Below are 19,538 nucleotides of genomic sequence, written 5' to 3'. Positions count from 1 at the left end.
AGACAGGTCCACGCGCTGTGCTCTACCATGGCGGCTATGCACACCACCGCACTCGTACTCTTCTCCGGCGGGCAAGACTCCACCACCTGCTTGGCCCATGCCCTGGCGCGCTACGAGCGCGTTGAAACCATTGCCTTTGACTACCGCCAGCGCCACAGCGTGGAGCTGGACGCCCGGCTCAATGTGCTGCGCGAGCTGCGAGCACACTTCCCACAGTGGGCCGCCAAGCTGGGTGAAGACCATTTGCTGGACCTGGCTGTATTGGGCGAAGTCAGCGAAACCTCACTCACGCGGGACACCGCCTTCCAGATGGAAGCCAGCGGCCTGCCCAACACCTTTGTGCCGGGGCGCAACCTCCTGTTTATGACGCTAGCCGCAGCCTTGGCCTACCGGCGCGGGCTGCAGGTGATCGTGACAGGCGTGTGTGAGACCGACTTCTCAGGCTACCCCGACTGCCGTGATGACACCATGAAGGCCTTGCAGTTGGCCCTGTCGCTGGGCATGGACAAGCGTTTCCTGATCGAGACCCCGCTGATGTGGATCGACAAGGCCCAGACCTGGGAATTGGCCTACGCGCTGGGCGAGCAGTCCGGCGTGCCAGGTGGCGGCGAAACGCTGGTGGACCTGATCGTCGAGCACACCCACACCTGCTACCTGGGCGACCGCGCGCACCGCCAGGTTTGGGGCTACGGCTGCGGCAGTTGCCCCGCCTGCGAGTTGCGGGCCAGGGGCTATGCGCGGTTTTCGGACAAGGTGAACAAGGCCCCCGTGCCCTGACGTGGCATCAGCACCCACTGCCGGGTGTGAAAGGTCGCCACGCTGGGACGGTGGGCAATGGACACCATGCCCCCCCCACGTTGGGTGACCAGGTCGCTGAGGCGCTGGTACAGCGTGGCTTCAGCTTCTGCGTCCAGCGCGCTGGTGGCTTCGTCAGCAAAGACCCACTGGGGTTGCTTAAGCAACACCCGGGCAATCGCCAGGCGCTGCTGCTCCCCGCCTGAAAGTTTTTGTCCCCAGGCGTCCGCGCGGTCCAGCGCGTCTGCCAGGTGGGGCAAAAGCGCATCTACCAGGGCTTGCTGCAGTTGTGCATCGGTGTAGGTGCCGGGCGGCTGCGGGTAGGCCAATGCCTCGCGCAGGGGGCCGTCCGGAAAGAAAGAGCGCTGCGCAATGAACATGCTGTCCGCAGGTGCGTGCACATCGCCGTGGGTGAAAGGCCAGATCCCGGCAATGGCGCGAAACAGCGTGGACTTGCCGCTGCCTGAGGGGCCTTGCAGCAGAATCCGGTCGCCGCGTTGGGCCAGCAGGTCGGTGCGGGCCAGCAGTTCCGTGCCATTGGGCAGCGACAGGCCCAGCTGATGGGCAGAAAAGCCGTTGGATTCTGCTATGGATTCAGGAGCTGCTAGCGCAGTATTTACGGGGGCTGTGGCTTCAAATGAGGCCTCAAAACTGGTCAGGCGGTCGGTGGTGGCGCGCCAGACGGCCAGGCCGCGGTAGCTCTCCACAAACCAGCTCAGGGCGCCTTGCACCTCGCCAAATGCGCCCGAGATTTGAAACAGCGTGCCCAGCTCAATGGCGCCACTGAAGTAGCGCGGCGCTGCAACGATGAGGGGAAACACCACGGCCGCCTGGCGGAAGAAACTGGTGAACCAGACCAGGTTTTTTTGCGCCTTGACCAGCGTCAGCAGGTTGCCCAGCAAGGAGGTGAAGCGCTGGCCCAATTGGGCGCGTACCGAGGCTTCGCCCCGCTCCAGCGCAATCGCCTCGCTGTATTCGCGCACCCGGATCAGGCTGTGCCGAAAGTCGGCCTCCAGCTTTTGTTGTTTGAAGTTCAGCGGAATTTGCCGGCGCCCGATGTAGTGCGTAAGGACACTGCCCACGGCGCAGTAGATGGCAGCCATCCACACCATGAAGCCGGGGATGCTGTATTCGGTGCCGTTGAACGTGAAGCCAAACGCACCCGACAAGCTCCACAGAATGCCGACAAAACTCACCAGTGTGACCGCTGAACTCAGCAGACCCATGGTCAGGCCCAGGGTCTGCGAGGTGAACTGGTCAATATCTTCCTGAATCCGTTGGTCAGGGTTGTCGGGCGTCGCGTCAGGGTTGGTGGCAGCCGCCGTGAAGCGGGCCAGTTCCATGCGGTAGAAGGCCTGCCCCTCCAGCCAGCGCTGCAGGTAATGGCCCGTCATCCAGGCGCGCCAGCGAATCTGCAGCATTTGCGTCAGGTAGAACTGGTAGACGGTCACCACGACCCAGATGAATGCGAGGTAGCTGAAGCGGCCGAGCTGGTGCCAGAACTCGGCGCTGTTCTTCTGCTGCAGGGCGTCGTAGAAGTATTTGTTCCAGTCGTTGAACAGGACGTTCATGTACACCATGCCCAGGTTCAGCGCCACGATGGCCACCAGCATGCCGCGGGCTTTCCATTTTTCTTCAGACGAGAAGTAGGGGGCGGACAGGGCCCATACACGTCGCACCATTTGTCGAAACGACGCCAGCTTGGCGCTCGCAGCAGTCATCAAAGCCATCAGAGCTTTCCTTGGTTAAAAAACGCGGCACGCGCTACCGGCATACCCGGAGTTGCACAGGGGGCATGGTAGTCGGTGTTGCCACCGCAGAATCGCTCAGAGGTCTTGGTAGGCGCTGTCGGACAGCTCATCGTCGTCGCGGTCGCGCTGAAGGGGTGCCGGCTGGGTGGCGCGCACCTTGGCGGCGGTGCGCCCATAGCCCTCGCGTGCCAGCTGGCGCCACGCTTCCGCGTTGGCGGACAGGTGGGCATGGTGGTGGCGTGCGATCTCCTGGCGACGGCTTTCGTCGGCGGCAGAAGAGGAGGGGGGCGGTGAGGACATCACGTTGCGCATAACTGCAGCTTAGCGAGTGCCCATGCGGCTGTCAGCCGCTTTTACACAGGTTTACCAAATGCATACGTAAAGCTGCCAATGCGCTCAGGCATGCATCAGCCCGTCAAGCTTGGCATCCCACGCAAAGCCCGGGAACAGTGCGTCCAGCCCTTGTGTGTTCACGCCTTGCGTGCTGCGCAGCACCTGCGCCAGCACGGCGCGAAAGTCGTGGTGCACCGGCAGGTCGCGGCCTTCGTGCAGGTTGCCTTGTGCCAGGCCGTCCCAGCGGCCATGCCAGCGCCCGCCCTGCACGCGGCTGCCCATGAGCCACAGCGCGTTGCCATGGCCATGGTCAGTACCGCGCGTGCCGTTCTCCGCAGTGGTGCGGCCAAACTCGCTGACCACGGCCACCACATCGTTGGGCCGCGAGAACTCACGCCGCAGTTGCACCAGCGTGGCGGCCAGGCTGCCGAGGTTGTTGGCCAAGGCGCCGCTGGCGTTGCCCTGGTTGGCATGCGTGTCCCAGCCACCGGCTGAGAGGAAACCCAGGCGCAAGGCGCGGTTTTGCCGCATCAGCGTGTTCAGGTGCTGCGCGTCCAGCAGCAGCCCTTTGGCGCTGCCTGCGCCGTTGTCGGCCGCGGCCATCTCCTTACGGTTGGCCATCGCACCGCCAGCCATGTCCTGCGCCTGCATCTCGTCGTCGCTCAAGGCTTTGGCCGTTTCCATACGGCTCTCGGCCCCGGCGCGGAAGGTCTTGGAGAGTGCGTCGTCGCCGGCGTAGAGCTTCATCACTGCGTCCCGCGTGCGCGCATCTCCCAGTGCACCTTGTTTGGTGGCCGCCTGGCCCTTGGGCACCAGTTGCACTTGGGCGCTGCCCGCCAAGATCAGCGGGTTGGCCTCGCCCACACCCAGGGCCTCCACATGACGCTGCCCGGCAAGCGTATTCATCCAGCCCGGCGATGCGCTGTTCTTGCCGGGTATGCCGATTTCCCAGTGGTGCTGCGCCTCGAAGTGCGAGCGTGTGGCATCGGGCGAGCCCGCGCAGGGGATGGCGGCCAGCACACCCTGTTGCCACAGGGGTTTCAGTGGTGCCAGTGCGGGGTGCAGGCCAAAGGTAGCGTCCAGTGCCAGCGTGGTCTGCGCACTGCCGTCTGGCGCGGCAATGGCGATATTGGGACGCAGGCGGTAGTAGTTCGCGTCGCCATGCGGCACCAGGGCCGAGAGCCCGTCGTAGGCGCCGCGCAGAAACACGACTACCAGCCGTGCGTCGTCGACCGCATTGGCGCGGCTGGATTGGGCCCAGGCCTGGGGTGCAGCCCAGGCGGCCACGCCGCCCAGGGTGGCGGTGAGCAGGCTGCGGCGGTTCAGGGTGTGGTGGGGCATGGGGTGCTCACTTGCGCATGAAGTCGGGGCTGGCCAGCATCAGGCCTGTGCGCAGCGCCGGGCGCTCTTGCGCAATGCTGGCGAGCGTGGCGGCACTGAGGAAAGGGGTGAGGAAGCTGGTGTCTGCGGGCCGCACGATGCTGAGCGCAAAGTCGGCGCGGCGTGTCAGCGCCTCGGGCACCAGCCAGGTGGCCGTGTCGAACGCATAGCCGTCCGGCGTTTGCCAGCCGTGCAGGGGCTGACCGGCATTGGCCAGAAAGCCGGCGGCCAGAAACAGGTTGCGGTTTTCGCGCGCACCCTGCGTGGCGGTGAGCACCGTGCAGGCGTAGTCCATGGGGGTTTTGAACAGCGTGTTCTCGGCTTGCCAGAAGTCGGGCAATTGCAGCAGTGTGCGCATCACGGCGCGCAGGTCGCCGCCGGTGGCGGTGAAAGTGTCAGCGAGCTTTTTCACGGCAGCAGCGCTAGGCTGGTCGGCAATGAAGAACTGCGCCAGGCGCAGGCACACGCGCTGCGCGGTACTGGGGTGGCGCGCCAGCAGGCGGATGGCGTCCACGCCTTCCTGCTCGCCTCCGCCAAACGAGATGCCCGAGTAACGCTGGCCCAGCACGGTCTTGCTACCCGTGTCGTGCAGGCGTGGCACAAAGCGAAAGCCCGAGCTGTCTTGTGGCCCCATGGTCCAGCCCGTGAGGATGCGGGCCATTTCACGCACATCGGTCTGCGTGTAGCCGCCGTGCACCCCCAGGGTGTGCAGCTCCATCAGTTCGCGTGCGTAGTTTTCGTTCAGCCCGCGCGATTTGCCCATGGGCCCACGCCCGTTCTCGGCCACGCTCTGTGCCTGGTCCAGGTAGGCCAGCATGGCGGGGTGGCGTGCGCTGGCCAGCAGCAGGTCTTCAAACTTGCCCAGCGCGTGGCCGCGTGCCACGTTGATGAGGTAGTGACCTACAAACGGCCGCACCGCGCCCTTGCCGCTGTAGACGTTGAAGTGGTTGAACCAGAATTCGGTGAGGCGCGCGAGCAGGGGGTTTTCAGCGTCGGGCTCGCTGCAGCTGCTCAGGCGCCAGGCGGCGGACTGCAGCGCCATGGAGCGGCTGTAGTACTCGGGGTCGCCGGCCAGCAACTCCTGTCGGCTGGGCTTGTCATCGCGTTCCTTGGGCCTTTTCTCTTTGCCCTTGCCGCGCTCTTCGCGCTCCTGACGGAATTTGGCAAAGATCTCGGGCAGCGGGGCGTTGATGCCGGCCCATTCGGGCGCAATGCGCGGGAGCTGCTGGCTGGCGGAGTACGCCGCGTCCACCTGGGCCAGCGCCCAGTCGCGCGGGCTGGGCGCGTTCTGCACCGCTTGTACCAGTGCCGCAGTGGGGCCGTAGCCCACGCGGGACAGCGTGCGCCAGGTTTGCGCGTTGGTGCTCAGCGGCGCGGTGTTGCCCTGGGCCCAGGCCTGGCGCACCAACCCGCTGTTGCCCAGCAAGGCCACGGTGGTGAGGGTGCGCAGTGCATGGCGGCGGGGCAGGGGTGTGGATGGGAGGTGCATGCCCTGCACAACGCCACGGTGCGGCCTCGGGCCTACGGGTTAGCCCGCGCCGCGGCCGGCTTTACAAAGCTTTACGGCTTGGTGCGTCAGCCGCGTGGCGTGTTGCTCACGCCGCTGGCCACATGGCCGGCGGGCACATGGCGGGCTGCGGATTCAATGTGACCGGTCTGGTCGTCAAAGAAGAAGTCGGGCTCGAACTCGCGCAGGAACTCGCCTTTGTCCAGTCCGCCCAGGAACATGGCCTCGTCCACCTCGATATTCCAGTCCATCAGCGTGCGGATGGCGCGCTCGTGCGCCGGGGCGCTGCGCGCGGTGACCAGCGAGGTGCGGATGCGCATGTGCGGAATGGCCGCCTGCTGCATGCGGTGCAGGGCCACCAGCAGAGGCTTGAAGGGGCCGTCCGGCAAGGGAAGGGCCATCTTGTCGGTTTCGTGTTTCTGGAACGCCGATAGGCCGCCGCTTTGGTACACCTGTTCGGCCTCGTCGCTGAACAGCACAGCGTCGCCGTCAAAGGCGATGCGTACCTCTGCGGGATGGGCGTTGCTGGCATGCGCGCTGTGCGGATACACCTGCGCCGCAGGCACGCCCGCGGCTAGGGCCGCGCGCACGTCGCTCAGGTGGGTGCTCAAAAACAGGTTGGCGTGCAGCGGCTTGAGGTAGCGCCAGGGCGCCTCGCCGCGCGTGAACGAGCAGCGGATGATGGGCAGCGCATAGTGCGCCGCGCTGCGCATCACGCGCAGGCCGCTGACCGGGTCGTTGCGCGAGAGGATGACCACTTCCACGCGCTGTGAAGGCGTTTCGTTGAAGGCCAGCAGCTTTTGCACCAGCGAGAACGCCACGCCGGGCTTGGCCGGGATATCGAGCCGGTCGCGCTGCAGCTGCATGTACGCGCGGTCGTCGCCCTGCTCGAAGATCTGGTTCTCTTCTTCAAAGTCAAAGAGCGCGCGGCTGGAGATGGCGACGACCAGTTTGCCGTCGAGTGTGAGTGCCATGGGTTCTTTACTTCACTAATTGATTCAATTGGATGATGGGCATGAGCACGGCCAGCACGATGAGCATGACCACCACGCCCATGGCCACGATCAGCAGCGGCTCTAGCAGCGTGGCCAGTTGCAGCGCGCGGCGCTGCACCTCCGTGCGCAGCTGCAGGGCGGCGCGGTCCAGCATGTGGGGCAGGCGCCCGGTCTGCTCGCCCAGGCGGGCAAACATGGCCAGCAGCGGCGGAAAGCGTTTTTCATGCGCCAGTGCGCTGGCCAGCGGTGCGCCTTCGCGCACCAGCACCAGGGCCTGCAGTGCGTCCTCGCGCATGGCGCGGTTGGACAGCGTGTCGGCCGCGGCCTGCAGCGCCTTGAGGATGGGCACGCCAGCGGCGGCCAGCATGGCCAGCGTGCTGGCAAAGCGTGCCGCGTTGTAGCTCCGCGCAAGCCGGCCCAGAATCGGCAGGCGCAGCCACGCAGCATCCACCTTCAAGCGAAAAGCGGCCCCAGCCCACGCCAAACGTGCGCCACCAGCTAGCAAAACCATAGCAATCAGCGCAACCCAGCCATAAGAACGTACCGTAGCGCTGATGCCCAGCATGACGCGCGTGATCAGTGGCAGTGCCTGCTTGGAGCCCGCAAAGACATTGGCCACCTGCGGCACCACATAGGTGAGCAAAAACATCACGATGGCCAGCGCCACCACGCTGACCACGCCGGGGTACAGCGCCGCGCCCAGCAGCTTGGACTGCAGCGTGTGCTGTTCTTCCAGCTCATCGGCCAGGCGCTCCAGCACCAGGCCCAACTGGCCGCTGTGCTCGCCGGCACCAATCACGGCCACATAGATATTGGAGAACTCGCGCGGGTGCTGGGCCAGCGCCGCGCCCAGGGTAGAGCCGCCGTTCACCTCCGACCGCAAGGTGGCCACCACATCGCGTTGGGCCGGAGTCTCGGCCTCATCGGCCAGCGAGGTGAGTGCGCGCTCCAGCGGCAGCCCGGCCGACACCAGGCCGGCGAGTTGGCGTGTCCATACCGCACGCTGGGTGGTGGTGAATGCACGCCGACCACCACGCACACCTGCCGTGCTGGCCTGTGCCTCACTGCCCAGCACCTGCACGCTGAGCGGCACCAAGTGTTGCGCCCGTAGCTGGCTGCGCGCGGCGCGCGGGGCGTCGGCCTCCAGCACGCCGGTGCGGGTTTTGCCTTCGGCGTCCAGGGCAGCGTATGAGTAGGCGGGCATGGCGCAATGGTAGCGGCAGCGTGGTGCGCGGGTTTTCCACCATGACAAGAATTGCCTCGGCCTTTATGCTCACATAAAAGCACGATCGTGCTATTTAAGAACTGTATCCACCGACACAAGCGTTGGGCCACAGCTCTCCCGCGACAGCGCCCCCACCCCAGAGGTCGCACCGGTTGTATCGACGTATCCCCCTTCAACCCCATCGCCCCTCAGAGGGCCTGAGGAGACATTTGTGAAGAGAATCGTGATGACCTGGCTGGCCGCGTGCGCGCTGGCCCTGTGCCTGTTCCCCGCCACCGCATCCGCGGCCGGCTACACCCAGACCAAGTACCCCATCGTGCTGGTGCACGGCTTGTTCGGCTTTGACAACATCGGCCCCGTGGAATACTTCTACGGTATCCCATCGGCCCTGCGCGCAGATGGCGCCAAGGTCTATGTGGTGCAGGTGGCCGCCGCCAACAGCACCGAGGTGCGCGGCGAACAGCTGCTCACCCAGGTGAAGCAGATCCTGGCCGCCACGGGTGCTGCCAAGGTGAACCTCATGGGCCACAGCCACGGCGGGCCCACCGCGCGCTATGTGGCCTCAGTGCGGCCAGACCTGGTGGCCTCGGTCACTTCCATTGGCGGCGTGAACAAGGGCTCTGCCGTGGCAGATGTGCTGCTGGGCGTGGCGCCCGCGGGCAGCCTCAGCAACACCGTGCTGGTGTCCATCACCAACGGCCTGGGCACCATCATCAACTTCCTGTCGGGCGGTGGTGGCCTCACGCAAAACTCGCTGGCCGCTGCGCAATCGCTCAGCACCGCGGGCACGGCCAAGTTCAATGCGGCCCACCCCCAGGGCGTGCCCACCACGGCCTGTGGCGAAGGCGCCTACAGCGTAAACGGCGTGGCCTACTACTCGTGGAGCGGCGCCCAGCCCTATACCAATGTGCTGGACATCATTGACCCCGGACTGGCACTGACCTCGCTGGCGTTTGCGGGTGCCAAGAACGATGGCCTGGTGAGCAGCTGCTCTTCGCGCCTGGGACGGGTCATCCGCGACGACTATGCCATCAACCACCTGGACGAAGTGAACCAGACCGTGGGCCTGACCAACCTGTTTGAAACCAGCCCGGTCACGCTGTTCCGCCAACAGGCCAACCGCCTGAAGAACGCGGGGCTGTAAGCCTTGCTCCAGTCAACCATGAGCCGGGTGGGCGCAGGCGTGCTTGGCATGCTGGTAGTGGGGCTGGTCCTGTGGTGGGCCAGCCGCCCGGTGGACGCCACGCTGGCGCCTGCCGTTGCCACAGACTCTGCGAACGGCGCTCCCGTCGTCCATTCTCTGCAGGGCACGGTGCCTGATGGGTTGCCGCTCCCCGGTGCACTCAACGCACTGCCGGGCACCACGGCTACCGGCGGGCTGGACTATGGTGGACTCAAGCGTCTGTTTGATTACTACCTGAGCACGGTGGGCGAGCAATCAGTGGACACGATTGCCCAGCAGATCCGCATGGAGCTGGACAAGACCCTGGACGCGACCCGCGCCGAAGCGGCCAAGCGCCTGCTGGGGCGCTACCTGAATTTCAAGCGCGAGCTGGTGACACTGGAAGCGCAATTTGCCAAGCAAGCGCCAGGGCCCAAGACCCTGCGCCTGCGCTTTGACGCCATGCAAACCCTACGCACCCGCTTCTTCAATGCGGAGGAAGAGCAGGCCATGTTTGGCCTGGAAGACGCGGCCGATATGGACGCTCTGGCCCGACTGGACATTGCCAACAACCCGCAACTCAGCGCCACACAAAAGCGCGAGCAACTGGCCGTGTTAGACGCCGCCATGCCCAAGGCTTTGCGTGAAGACCGCGAGGCGTCGCGCGCCGTGATCCGGCTGGACGAAATGGCCCAGGCCCTGCGTGCGCAGGGCGGCAGCGAGGACGATGTGTTTCGCCTGCGCGCGAAGGCGCTGGACCCGGCCGCCGCCACACGGCTGGCCGAGGTGGACCGTGATGAGCAAGCCTGGAAGGGCCGCATTGCCACGTACCTGGCTGAGCGCAACCGCGTGTTGCAGTCGCTGGTCAATGCCAGCGAGACGGAGCGGCAGACCGCGCTGGACGCGCTGCAAGAGGCGCAGTTCAGCGCCCATGAACGGCCGCGTCTGGCAGCGTATACGCCCTGACGAGACTGTTTTTCCTAGGCCAAACAGCGCTCTTTTTGATTGGTGATAACCTGCATTGCGACAGGCGCGGATGGATATCCACAACACAAAAAGAGGCACGCCATTGGGCGCAATTTACGGCAGATCCACACACGCGGCATGCAATAAATGCGGCCTTCATAGTTTCAAACCCCCAGAAAACCCGCCAGTGCCGGATCGGCCGCAACTGAATCCGCATTGCCGCCCAGTACCACCTGCCCTTTTTGCAATACCAGTGCCTGGTCAGCGTGGGCAAGAACCTTGCGGTAGTCGCGGTCAACGATCAGAGTCGCAATGCCGCTCTTGCGTATCTCGCCGATTACGTTCCAGATTTCCAGCACAACCAAGGGAGCCAGACCTTCGGTAGCTTCGTCCAAAATGATCAGGTCTGGATGTGTCATCAGGGCGCGGCCAATCGACAGCATCTGCTGCTCGCCACCGGATAGTTGCGCGCCCAAGTTGGTCAGGCGCTCGGACAGGCGCGGGAATGTTTCCATCACTCGCTCAAAGGTCCAGTCGCGTCGGCCATCGCGCCCTGGGCGCGCAGCCATTACCAGGTTTTCACGTACGTTCAGGTTGGGGAACACACCACGCCCTTCAGGCACATAGGCCACGCCCAAGCGCGCCACCTCATAAGGCTTGGCACGTGACATGTCCTGACCGAAGAGGCTGATATGGCCGTCGCGTTGTGGCACGTGGCCCAGCAGGGTCCGGATCAAGGTGCTCTTGCCCATGCCGTTGCGCCCCAAGAGGCCCACGGTTTCGCCGCGGCGAATATGGATGTCCACTCCATGCAGCACATGGCTGGAGCCATACCAGGAGTGAATCCCCTGTGCGTCGAGGATCGACTCAGAAGCGGTCATACGCGGGCACCCGGAAAAAATGGAAGCGGAAGACTTGCATCAGTGCTCTCCCAGATAAGCAGTTCGTACTTGGGTATTGGTACGTATGGCAGCCGGGGTGTCGCTGGCGATCACCACACCATTGACCATCACCGTGACGCAGTCGGCGATGCGGAAGACGGCGTCCATGTCATGCTCCACCAGCAAAATAGCGTGGTCCGTCTTCAATTCGGAGAGCATGGATAGCATTCGCTCGGTTTCTTCTGCACCCATGCCGGCGAGTGGCTCGTCCAGCAGCAGCACTTGCGGCTTGGTGGCCAGGCACATGGCAATTTCTAGCTGGCGCTTTTGACCGTGTGATAGCAGGCCTGCGGACAGGTTGCGAAATCCGCTCAGGCCACTACGTGCAACCACGTTCTCCGCAATGTCGCAGCTCACTTCGCATTTCTGGGCGCTTTGCCACCAAAGCCAGGGTTTCTGGTGCGTAGACTGTGCCGCCAAGCGGCAGTTCTCAAACACGCTGAACGTCGGGTAAATGGTGTTGCGCTGGTAGCTGCGGCCCAAACCGGCGCGGGCGCGGCGAGGCTGCTGCCATTGTGTTACGTCTTGGCCCAGCAATTCCACGCGGCCTTCGCTGGGGGGGAACTCGCCAGACAGGATATTGATCAGTGTGGACTTGCCTGCGCCATTGGTTCCGATCACCGCATGCACACTGCCGCGTGTCAACTCTACATTCACCTGGTTGAGTGCAAGCAGGCCGCCCCAGCGGCGCGAGATGTTCTGGCCGCGTAACAGCACTTCGCCTGTGGTCGCTTGGGATGATGCATGAGTGTTCATTGTGCGGATCCTCCTGCTTGCTTGATGCCCAGAAGGCGAGCGCGCAGTTGCTCTGGCAAACCGACCAGTCCGCGCGGTAGCAACACCACGCTGGCGATAATGGACAGCCCCAGACCCAGATGCCAATGCTTAGCCAGGTGACCGAAGATGGCTTCCGACTTGAAAAACTCCTGCAGTAGCGCAAAGGCAAAGGCGCCAACCAGCGCCCCGCGCAAATGACCTATGCCGCCTAGAATGATCATGATCAGTACGGCGCCAGACAGGTGCCAGCTCATCATTTCGGGGTTTACAAATCCGTCCTTCACCGCGAACAGAAAACCGGCCAGACCGGCAATACCGCCGGACACGGTGAATGCTGCCAGTTTATAGGGATAGGTGGAAAAACCGGTTGCGCGCATGCGCTGCTCATTGAGGCGGATGCCGGCCAGCGCACGACCAAAGCGCGAACGGTTCAACATGCCCAGGCCGCCAAACACCAGCAGCAGGCACCCCAAGGTAAAGCCATATAACGCACCCGCCTTATCCAAGTCGATCCAGGTACCGAGCACCGGTTTGAGCGTCAAGTAAATGCCGTCCGTACCCCCTCCCAGCGGCGTGTCGTGCACGACGTAGTAGGCCATCTGTGCGAAGGCCAGCGTGACCATGATGAAATACACACCCTTGGTGCGTAGCGACAGAGCACCAACCAGCAGCGCATAGCCAGCCGCCGCCCCAATGCAAGCCGGTAGCAACCAAGCAATGGAAGACGGATTGCTGTCGGATGACAGTAGCACCGCCGCATAGGCGCCGATGCCGAAAAAAGCGGCCTGACCAAAGCAGATCAGACCGGTGGCCCCCACCAACAACTCCAGACTCAGCGCAAACAGCGCATAGACCATGATCTTGGTGACGAAGTCAATGCCGTAGCTGCCTGACACCAGTGGGAACAAGGCCAGCAGTGCAAAACATACTGCGACGAACATATAACGAGAATGAATCATGTCATGCCGCCTTGAACAGACCGTCGGGTTTCCACAGAAGGATCAAGGCCATCATCACGTAAACCAGCACCCCGGCAGCCTGTGGTAGCAGCACCTTTCCAAAGGTATCGACCAGCCCGATCAACAAGGCTGCCAGCAGCGCCCCGCGAATCGAACCAATGCCGCCAATTACCACCACCACAAAACAGATGATCAGCACCGTATCGCCCATGCCCGGGTAGACCGAGGACACCGGTGCCGCCACCATGCCAGCCAGCACGGCAATCGCCATACCGGCGGCAAATACCACTCGGTACAAAAATTTGATATCAATGCCTAGTGACTGCACCATCTCGCGGTTGGCGCTGCCGGCGCGAATCATCATGCCAAGTCGCGTGCGTGTGAATACCAGGTACATGCCCAGTGCCAGAAGCAGGCAGACACCAGAGATAAACAACCGATACACCGGGTAGGTCATCATCTCGCCCAAAGGCAGAGTACCAGCCAGAAATGGCGGTACCTCCACGCCATGCACCTCGTCACCCACCAAGAGGCTGCGCAACTCTTCAAACACCAGAATCAGGCCATAGGTCATCAACACCTGCTGCAGATGCTCACGCTCATACAAAAAGCTGAAGAAGGCCCACTCCAGCACATAGCCCAAGAGCACGGCCAGCACCACGCCCACGAAGAGTGTGGCAAAGAAGCCGCCACCAAAAGTAGCTGCCACTATGGGGGCTAGTGCATATGCCATGTAGGCGCCCATCATGTAAAAGCTGCCGTGCGCCAGATTGATGACACCCATGATCCCAAAGATCAGCGTCAGGCCCGATGCCACCAAAAACAGCAGCAAGCCGTACTGGAGCGCGTTCAGACACTGAATAAGAAAAGTTGCGAAGTCCATGGAGGCTCAGGAGGGGTACGTCGAGGAGGTAGGCATTGAAGCGCTGCGCACACGTGGTGCGCAGCAGTTTTTGGGCGTCGTTTACATCTTGCAGCCGCGGGCGGGATCCGTCAGTGCTTTGCTGGCAATGCCCACCAGCTTGTTTTCCTTACCCGATACTTGGCGTAGGTAAATGTCCTGTACCGGGTTGTGGGCCTTGGACAGCGAGAAGGCTCCGCGCGGGCTGTCGATTTTGGCGGCTTCTACGGCCTTTGCAAACTCTGCCTTCTTGCTGACATCGCCGTTCACGGCCTTCAGACCAATGCCCAAAATCTGGGCTGCGTCATAGCCCTGTACCGCGTACACATCGGGTTGAAGCTTGTATGCCTTGGCATATGCCAGACGGAACGATTTGTCCTTGGGGATGTCCATGCTGTCCGCATAGTGCAACGCAGTAAACAACCCTTCGGCGTCCGCACCTTGTGCATCCAGTGTGCCGTCAGTCAGGAATCCCGAGCCATAGAGCGGAATTGTTTTTTTCAGACCGGCCGCAGCGTAGTCTTTGACGAACTTGACGGCGCCACCACCCGCAAAGAAGGTGAAAACGGCGTCTGGCTTGGTTGCCGCAATGTCAGTCAGCAGTGCTTGGAATTCGACATTTGGAAAGGGAAGGCTGAGTTCCTTGACAACGGTACCGCCACCTTTCTCGAAAGCTTCTTTAAAGCCGCGCACACTTTCATCACCTGCTGCGTATTTCCAGGTGATGGTTGCGACCTTTTTGATACCCTTTTTAGCCATGACTTCGCCCATGGCGTAGCCTGGTTGCCAATTACTGAAAGAACTGCGGAAGATGTTCGGCGCACACATTGCACCGGTCACCGCATCGGCACCGGCATTGGGCACGATCAGAATGGTGCCACTTTCCTTGGCCACCTTTGCCATAGCCATGGCCACGCCGGAGTGCACAGTACCGACCAGCACATCCACGTTGTCGCGCTTGACGAGCTTGTTGACGTTGTCCGTGGCCTTGGACGGGTCGGACTCATCGTCTACTTTGATGAATTCCACTTCGCGTCCGGCCAGCTTGCCCCCCTGTTCCGTGAGGTACAACTTAAAACCGTTTTCAATGGCATTGCCCAGAGAGGCAAAGGTACCGGTATAGGGCAGCATCAGGCCTACCTTGAGCTTGGCACCCGCCTGCGCAAAAGCGGTGGTGGTCAGAATGGCGGCTGCGGTTGCAACCAATGTAGTGCGAAAAAGTGTGCTTTTCATGGGTTTGTCTCCTGACGTTGTTGATGATAAAAATCCCTGACCGCTTCTATTAGTCGGTCTTTCTGATCCTTGTGCGGTGAATGACCACAATGGGTCAATTCCACGATCACGCATTGTGGTGTGCCCCTGGAAATTCCATGAATTTGTTCCAAGGTCCCGTACTCATCGTTGACTCCTTGCACCGCCAGCAGCGGGCAGGTGATGGACTTGAGTTCTTGCGTGATATTCCAGTTGCGAAACTCTGGATGCAGCCAGATGTCGTTCCAGCCGTTGAACGCCGAATCCACATCTATGTGGTGGCGTGCCAGGCGCTTGCGCAGGTCTGTTTCGGCGTATGAGGTGCGAGCTTGCTCGATGCTGGAAACGGATATGTCTTCAACCAGAATGTGGGGCGCTAACACGACGGCACCAGACAGTTGATCCGGAAATCGTGCAGCGTACAGCAGCGTGATAGAACCGCCGTCGCTGTGTCCAAACAGCCAAGGCTTGTCTTTATTTGTATCTATATCAAGCGCTTTCAGGAGTGCAGGCAATACTTCATGCGCCTGGCGGTGCATAAAGTCCGGCTTCAAATCGTCATGGGCCACGCGTGGCGTTGACTGTCCGTAGCCTGGACGCGAATACACCAGGCCACGGCATTGCAAGGCCTCACACAACTCCTGCGGAAAGCCGCGCCACATGGAGACTGAACCCAAGCCCTCGTGCAAAAAAACCATTAGCGGCGAATCTACATCGTCACGACGCAGCCATTGGTGCTCGATACGCACACGGCACTCGTCCCAGTCCAGCTCGATCCATTCGGTGGTGGCGCTGGCCTTGGGTGGAGTTCGCACGGCATTCATGCAGCGCTAGATTCCGCATCGCGCAGCTTGAAGCGCTGGATCTTGCCTGTAGCTGTCTTAGGAAGTTCCTCTATGAACACGATCTGGCGAGGGTACTTATAGGGTGCCAGCTTGTCTTTTACAAAGGCCTTAAGTTCCTCCGTCGTGGCAATGGCGCCAGGTTTGAGCACCACAAAGGCTTTGGTCTTGGTTAGGCCCTCACCATCTGGTACGCCAATTACAGCGGCTTCCAGTACGGCAGCATGTTGCACCAGTGTGGCTTCCACTTCAAAGGGAGACACGTAAATGCCGCTGACTTTAAGCATATCGTCGCTGCGCCCGCCATAGGTGTAGCTGCCGTCTTCGTTGCGTATGTATTTGTCGCCGCTCTTGGTCCAACCGCCTTGGAAGGTCTCGCGCGTTTTAGCGCGGTTGCTCCAGTACATCATGGCGGCCGAAGGGCCACGTATATAGAGCTCGCCGGACTCACCATCCGCAACGGGCTGGCCGTCATCATCTCGTAACTCGATGTCATATCCTGAAACCGGCCAGCCAGTCGTGCCATAACGCACGCGCTCTGGGGTGTTTGACAGAAAGATGTGCAGCATTTCGGTCGAGCCAATCCCATCCACAATGTCTACGCCAAAGTGTGTCTTGAAACGCTGCCCTAGCTCTGCTGGCAAAGCCTCGCCTGCAGATGACACCAGACGTAGAGACACATCGTTGCGCGCGGGAAGGTGGGGGCTTGCGAGCATTCCGGCAAAGCCTGTAGGCGCACCGAAGAACACGGTGGGCTTTTGTGCGCCTATCTCTCCTCTCCATCTTTTGAAGGCAGCATCAGGCGTGGGGCGTTCGCTCATCAATATGGTGGTTGCCCCCACGCTCATTGGGAAACTCAGAGCATTGCCGAGGCCGTATGCGAAGAATAATTTTGCTGCTGAAAAGCAGACATCGCTTTCCCTCAGCTTAAGAATGCCTTTTCCATACAGCTCGACTGTCCAGTATGGATTGCCGTGCGAATGCACAGTCCCCTTGGGGCGCCCGGTTGATCCGGACGAATACAACCAAAAACCGGGATCATCCGGTCTGGTAGACGCTGCTTTGAGTAACGGCTGATTTGCCCGCACAAAAGCCTCAAACTCCACCTCTGACGGGTGTAGAGGTGCAATCGGGTGAGAGACAACAACCTTTGTGACCTCATGGTCGGACTTGGTCATGGCCACCGTCAGTGCGGGCAGCAGCGCGCCGGATACCAGTACCGCCTGAGCACGAGAATGCTCCAACATATAAGCATAATCATCGGCGGTCAGAAGCGTATTAACCGCTACCGGCACCAAGCCTGCGTACATGGCACCCAGAAAACTCACTGGCCAGTCGCAGCAGTCGTGCATCAAGATCAGCACGCGCTCTTCGCGTCGCAGCCCAAAGGACTTCAGACCCGCGGCGACACGGCGCACGCGGTCTTCGACCTGACCGTAGCTCACGCTGCCGTGGTCGTCGATGAAGGCCGGCTTTGTGGTGCGTGCTGCGTTGACGCTGAGCAGGTGACTCGCGAAGTTGAATTGCTCGGGCAGCGCAGCCAAGCCTTTTGCCATTGTTATTTCTGCGGACATGGAGTGTCTCCTCGTTATTCTTTTATTCGGCAGAAGTTGCGCTTGCAGAGGAGCTGCATAACTGTGCCAGCACGATGCTGCTAGCCTGCACTGCGGAGCGACGGTGATAAAAGTTCAGGGCGCGTACGCCACCCAGTTCCTCCCCACCGCCCGCACGGCCTGGGCCGCCGTGCAACGACTGCGGCATTACATTACCGTGGCCGGTGTGTAGGGCGCCCACGTCTGGCGAGATGATGTGTACACGGCCATGGCTGTCGGCCAGCTCAGAAGTGGCCCGCGCCATGGCTGCGGGGTCGCTGCCGTAGACCGAGCAGACCAGCGAGCCTTGCCCGCGCCGCACCATGAGCAGCGCGTGTGCTAGGTCGCGGTACGGAATGAGCGTGGCCACCGGGCCGAAGACCTCGGTGTCATGCACGCGGTCTGAGGCATCGCTGCCTGCAACGTCACGGGTGCCAAGCAAGGTGGGGCCGACGCAGCAAGAAGATGCATCGGCATCCACCAACACGTGATTTGTACCGTCGTGCAGTATTTCGGTTTGTTCTTTTAGATAGGCTAAACCTTCGCGCACCGCATTGAGTTGTGTGCGGTTCACAAGCGCCCCCATGCGTACAGTCTCGTTGCGCGGGTTGCCCACGATGGTTTTGGCCAGCCGTGCACTGATGGCTCGCGCGGTGGCGGTGTACAGCGCCTCGGGCACAAAGATGCGGCGGATGGCGGTGCATTTTTGACCGGACTTGACCGTCAGCTCGCGCGCTACTTCTTTGGCGAGTAGTTCGAAGGATTCGCTGTCTGCGGCCTCACCGGGTAGAAGCACGGCGGAGTTCAGGCTATCGGCCTCGATGTTCACGCGGACCGAGCGCTGTGTAACCGCAGGATGCGAGCGAATCACAGTTGCCGTCTCCGCCGAGCCCGTAAAGCTCAATACGTCAAATGCCTGCAATTGGTCCAGCAGACCGGCAGAATTGCCACAGACCACCGACAGCGCACCTGCAGGCAAGATGCCCGAATCCACCACATCCTTGACCATGCGTTGCGTCAGCCAGGCGGTGGCCGTTGCTGGTTTGATGATGACTGGTACACCGGAGAGCAGCGCCGGTGCGGCCTTTTCCCAAAGCCCCCAAGCTGGGAAATTGAAAGCGTTAATGAACAGCGCTAGCCCACGCGTTGGGCTCTGAATGTGCTGGCTCTGGAATAGAGGATCCTTGCCAAGACGGGCCGGCTCACCATCCAACAGAAAATTGCGTTCACCGAGGGAGTCTCCCATCTTGGCGTAAACGCCCAAGGTGAACAGCGCGCCGTCAATGTCCACGGCGGAGTCGTTCTTCACCGTGCCACTGTTAGTGGTAGCAATTTCATAATAGGCGTCGCGATTGGCTTGCAGCACCTTCAACACCGCGCCCAGCAGGGCACCTCGCTCTTTGTAGCAGAAGGCTCGCAGAGCGGCACCGCCCCGTTCGCGGGCAAAGTCAAAGCCTGCTGTGAGGTCCAGGCCGGTAGCGTCCACACGTACCAGTTCGGCGCCGGTGACCGGGTCCAGCAGGGCCGTGCCGACGCCAGTTCCGTATTGCCATTGGCCGCCTAGGTAATTGGGCAAGAGTTCGATGGTTTTGGTCATTGTGTGATGTCTTACGCTTTTGCAGTGAATTCAATACGACCATTGGGTAAGAGATACAGCACCAAGGCGCGGCCGTTGGAAACGGTGGGACTATGGGCGCTGCCGGCAGGCGTCACCATCCAACCAGCGGCTCGGCCGTCAAACAATGCACCCTCGTCCAGCGGCATGATCAGATCGATTTCCCCCTCAGGGTGCACGTGGTGTGGTCCCGCCACATCTTTCATGTCCACAACATCCACAGAAAAGCCATGCAGGTCATCGGCCGGCTTGAAGATGCGGCCATAGCGCAGGCCGCCGCCTTCGTATTTGCAAAGCCAGCCCTCGGTGACACCCATGACACAGGCTGCCTTAAGTTGCTGGTAACTGGCGCTGGTTACCCCATGCTGCTGGTTAAGCCAAGCATCCAGGTTTTGGTCCAGCGGTCGGTCGGAAATCTCCCGGGTCAAGTCTGCTAACAATGAGCGAAATGCGGCAACAGCGGGAGGCGTTGCAGCGGGAGGTGCTATTGCGGTGTTGGACACAAATTGCTCCAGGTTGAGTTTCGGGCTTGCCAAATTCAGGCAC

Annotated in this window: 18 protein-coding genes; 3 read left to right on the top strand and 15 right to left on the bottom strand. The window is 61.7% G+C overall.

All coding sequences use genetic code 11. The features are described from left to right. Positions 1–36 precede the first annotated feature (36 nt). Entirely contained in the window at positions 37–777 is a 741-nt protein-coding gene (queC, locus tag AC1DZ5_RS02025) for a 7-cyano-7-deazaguanine synthase QueC (protein WP_477885524.1), read from the top strand. On the opposite strand, the gene AC1DZ5_RS02020 is transcribed toward queC, so the two are convergent. The 6 genes from AC1DZ5_RS02020 to gspF all read right to left on the bottom strand — a co-directional run bounded on the left by AC1DZ5_RS02020 (position 732) and on the right by gspF (position 7,965). Continuing rightward, the gene (locus AC1DZ5_RS02020; RefSeq protein WP_477885522.1) at positions 732–2,525 is read right to left on the bottom strand and encodes an ABC transporter ATP-binding protein/permease; all 1,794 of its coding nucleotides are present in this window, start codon (positions 2,523–2,525) and stop codon (positions 732–734) included. The genes queC and AC1DZ5_RS02020 overlap by 46 nt on opposite strands. Positions 2,526–2,621: 96 nt before the next feature. Next, entirely contained in the window at positions 2,622–2,846 is a 225-nt protein-coding gene (locus tag AC1DZ5_RS02015; RefSeq protein ID WP_477885520.1) for a hypothetical protein, read from the bottom strand. Between the two features lie 96 nt (positions 2,847–2,942). Further along, a complete protein-coding gene (locus tag AC1DZ5_RS02010; protein WP_477885518.1) occupies positions 2,943–4,220 on the bottom strand; it encodes a DUF1501 domain-containing protein in 1,278 nt (425 codons plus the stop codon). Positions 4,221–4,227: 7 nt separating this feature from the next. After that, positions 4,228–5,748, bottom strand: coding sequence for a DUF1800 domain-containing protein (locus tag AC1DZ5_RS02005; RefSeq protein WP_477885516.1), 1,521 nt, complete (start codon positions 5,746–5,748; stop codon positions 4,228–4,230). Between the two features lie 86 nt (positions 5,749–5,834). Then, the gene (locus AC1DZ5_RS02000; RefSeq protein WP_477885514.1) at positions 5,835–6,740 is read right to left on the bottom strand and encodes a 5'-nucleotidase; all 906 of its coding nucleotides are present in this window, start codon (positions 6,738–6,740) and stop codon (positions 5,835–5,837) included. A gap of 7 nt (positions 6,741–6,747) precedes the next feature. After that, positions 6,748–7,965: a type II secretion system inner membrane protein GspF gene (gene gspF / locus AC1DZ5_RS01995; RefSeq protein WP_477885512.1), complete on the bottom strand. Its 1,218-nt coding sequence runs from the start codon at positions 7,963–7,965 to the stop codon at positions 6,748–6,750. A 247-nt stretch (positions 7,966–8,212) separates the two neighbouring features. On the opposite strand from gspF, the gene AC1DZ5_RS01990 reads away from it, so the two are divergent. Together AC1DZ5_RS01990 and AC1DZ5_RS01985 are read left to right on the top strand one after the other, a co-directional pair. Then, on the top strand, positions 8,213–9,130 hold the full coding sequence (locus AC1DZ5_RS01990; RefSeq protein ID WP_477885780.1) for a lipase family alpha/beta hydrolase: 918 nt from the start codon (positions 8,213–8,215) through the stop codon (positions 9,128–9,130). 3 nt (positions 9,131–9,133) lie between these two features. Continuing rightward, positions 9,134–10,114, top strand: coding sequence for a lipase secretion chaperone (locus AC1DZ5_RS01985; RefSeq protein ID WP_477885510.1), 981 nt, complete (start codon positions 9,134–9,136; stop codon positions 10,112–10,114). A gap of 164 nt (positions 10,115–10,278) precedes the next feature. On the opposite strand, the gene AC1DZ5_RS01980 is transcribed toward AC1DZ5_RS01985, so the two are convergent. From AC1DZ5_RS01980 to AC1DZ5_RS01940, 9 genes are all read right to left on the bottom strand, one after another. Continuing rightward, complete coding sequence (locus AC1DZ5_RS01980) at positions 10,279–10,995, bottom strand: ABC transporter ATP-binding protein (protein WP_477885508.1); 717 nt, start codon at positions 10,993–10,995, stop codon at positions 10,279–10,281. A 39-nt stretch (positions 10,996–11,034) separates the two neighbouring features. After that, positions 11,035–11,811, bottom strand: a complete 777-nt coding sequence (locus AC1DZ5_RS01975; protein ID WP_477885506.1) for an ABC transporter ATP-binding protein — start codon at positions 11,809–11,811, stop codon at positions 11,035–11,037. Beyond that, positions 11,808–12,791, bottom strand: coding sequence for a branched-chain amino acid ABC transporter permease (locus tag AC1DZ5_RS01970; protein WP_477885504.1), 984 nt, complete (start codon positions 12,789–12,791; stop codon positions 11,808–11,810). Before AC1DZ5_RS01970 ends, AC1DZ5_RS01975 begins: the two co-directional genes overlap by 4 nt. A gap of 1 nt (position 12,792) precedes the next feature. Next, positions 12,793–13,674: a branched-chain amino acid ABC transporter permease gene (locus AC1DZ5_RS01965; RefSeq protein ID WP_477885502.1), complete on the bottom strand. Its 882-nt coding sequence runs from the start codon at positions 13,672–13,674 to the stop codon at positions 12,793–12,795. Positions 13,675–13,755: 81 nt separating this feature from the next. After that, positions 13,756–14,925: an ABC transporter substrate-binding protein gene (locus tag AC1DZ5_RS01960; protein WP_477885500.1), complete on the bottom strand. Its 1,170-nt coding sequence runs from the start codon at positions 14,923–14,925 to the stop codon at positions 13,756–13,758. After that, on the bottom strand, positions 14,922–15,767 hold the full coding sequence (locus AC1DZ5_RS01955; protein ID WP_477885498.1) for an alpha/beta fold hydrolase: 846 nt from the start codon (positions 15,765–15,767) through the stop codon (positions 14,922–14,924). Before AC1DZ5_RS01955 ends, AC1DZ5_RS01960 begins: the two co-directional genes overlap by 4 nt. Then, positions 15,764–17,359, bottom strand: coding sequence for a benzoate-CoA ligase family protein (locus AC1DZ5_RS01950; RefSeq protein ID WP_477885496.1), 1,596 nt, complete (start codon positions 17,357–17,359; stop codon positions 15,764–15,766). The genes AC1DZ5_RS01955 and AC1DZ5_RS01950 overlap by 4 nt, the downstream gene beginning before the upstream one ends. A 22-nt stretch (positions 17,360–17,381) precedes the next feature. Then, a complete protein-coding gene (locus tag AC1DZ5_RS01945) occupies positions 17,382–18,974 on the bottom strand; it encodes a 3,4-dehydroadipyl-CoA semialdehyde dehydrogenase (RefSeq protein WP_477885494.1) in 1,593 nt (530 codons plus the stop codon). A gap of 11 nt (positions 18,975–18,985) precedes the next feature. After that, complete coding sequence (locus AC1DZ5_RS01940; RefSeq protein WP_477885492.1) at positions 18,986–19,420, bottom strand: 4-hydroxylaminobenzoate lyase; 435 nt, start codon at positions 19,418–19,420, stop codon at positions 18,986–18,988. Positions 19,421–19,538 lie beyond the last annotated feature (118 nt).

The sequence above is a fragment of the Rhodoferax sp. P1_F3 genome (assembly GCF_056405715.1).
This window is presented reverse-complemented; position numbering and strand designations above follow the sequence as displayed.

What these genes read in the sequence shown, in the direction of transcription:
- AC1DZ5_RS01960 (WP_477885500.1), bottom strand. Translation starts at nt 14,925, where the DNA reads ATGAAAAGCACACTTTTTCGCACTACATTGGTTGCAACCGCAGCCGCC.
- AC1DZ5_RS01955 (WP_477885498.1), bottom strand. Translation starts at nt 15,767, where the DNA reads ATGAATGCCGTGCGAACTCCACCCAAGGCCAGCGCCACCACCGAATGG.
- AC1DZ5_RS02010 (WP_477885518.1), bottom strand. Translation starts at nt 4,220, where the DNA reads ATGCCCCACCACACCCTGAACCGCCGCAGCCTGCTCACCGCCACCCTG.
- AC1DZ5_RS01945 (WP_477885494.1), bottom strand. Translation starts at nt 18,974, where the DNA reads ATGACCAAAACCATCGAACTCTTGCCCAATTACCTAGGCGGCCAATGG.
- AC1DZ5_RS01965 (WP_477885502.1), bottom strand. Translation starts at nt 13,674, where the DNA reads ATGGACTTCGCAACTTTTCTTATTCAGTGTCTGAACGCGCTCCAGTAC.
- gspF (WP_477885512.1), bottom strand. Translation starts at nt 7,965, where the DNA reads ATGCCCGCCTACTCATACGCTGCCCTGGACGCCGAAGGCAAAACCCGC.
- AC1DZ5_RS02020 (WP_477885522.1), bottom strand. Translation starts at nt 2,525, where the DNA reads ATGGCTTTGATGACTGCTGCGAGCGCCAAGCTGGCGTCGTTTCGACAA.
- queC (WP_477885524.1), top strand. Translation starts at nt 37, where the DNA reads ATGCACACCACCGCACTCGTACTCTTCTCCGGCGGGCAAGACTCCACC.
- AC1DZ5_RS02015 (WP_477885520.1), bottom strand. Translation starts at nt 2,846, where the DNA reads ATGTCCTCACCGCCCCCCTCCTCTTCTGCCGCCGACGAAAGCCGTCGC.
- AC1DZ5_RS02005 (WP_477885516.1), bottom strand. Translation starts at nt 5,748, where the DNA reads ATGCACCTCCCATCCACACCCCTGCCCCGCCGCCATGCACTGCGCACC.
- AC1DZ5_RS02000 (WP_477885514.1), bottom strand. Translation starts at nt 6,740, where the DNA reads ATGGCACTCACACTCGACGGCAAACTGGTCGTCGCCATCTCCAGCCGC.
- AC1DZ5_RS01975 (WP_477885506.1), bottom strand. Translation starts at nt 11,811, where the DNA reads ATGAACACTCATGCATCATCCCAAGCGACCACAGGCGAAGTGCTGTTA.
- AC1DZ5_RS01980 (WP_477885508.1), bottom strand. Translation starts at nt 10,995, where the DNA reads ATGACCGCTTCTGAGTCGATCCTCGACGCACAGGGGATTCACTCCTGG.
- AC1DZ5_RS01970 (WP_477885504.1), bottom strand. Translation starts at nt 12,791, where the DNA reads ATGATTCATTCTCGTTATATGTTCGTCGCAGTATGTTTTGCACTGCTG.
- AC1DZ5_RS01990 (WP_477885780.1), top strand. Translation starts at nt 8,213, where the DNA reads ATGACCTGGCTGGCCGCGTGCGCGCTGGCCCTGTGCCTGTTCCCCGCC.
- AC1DZ5_RS01950 (WP_477885496.1), bottom strand. Translation starts at nt 17,359, where the DNA reads ATGTCCGCAGAAATAACAATGGCAAAAGGCTTGGCTGCGCTGCCCGAG.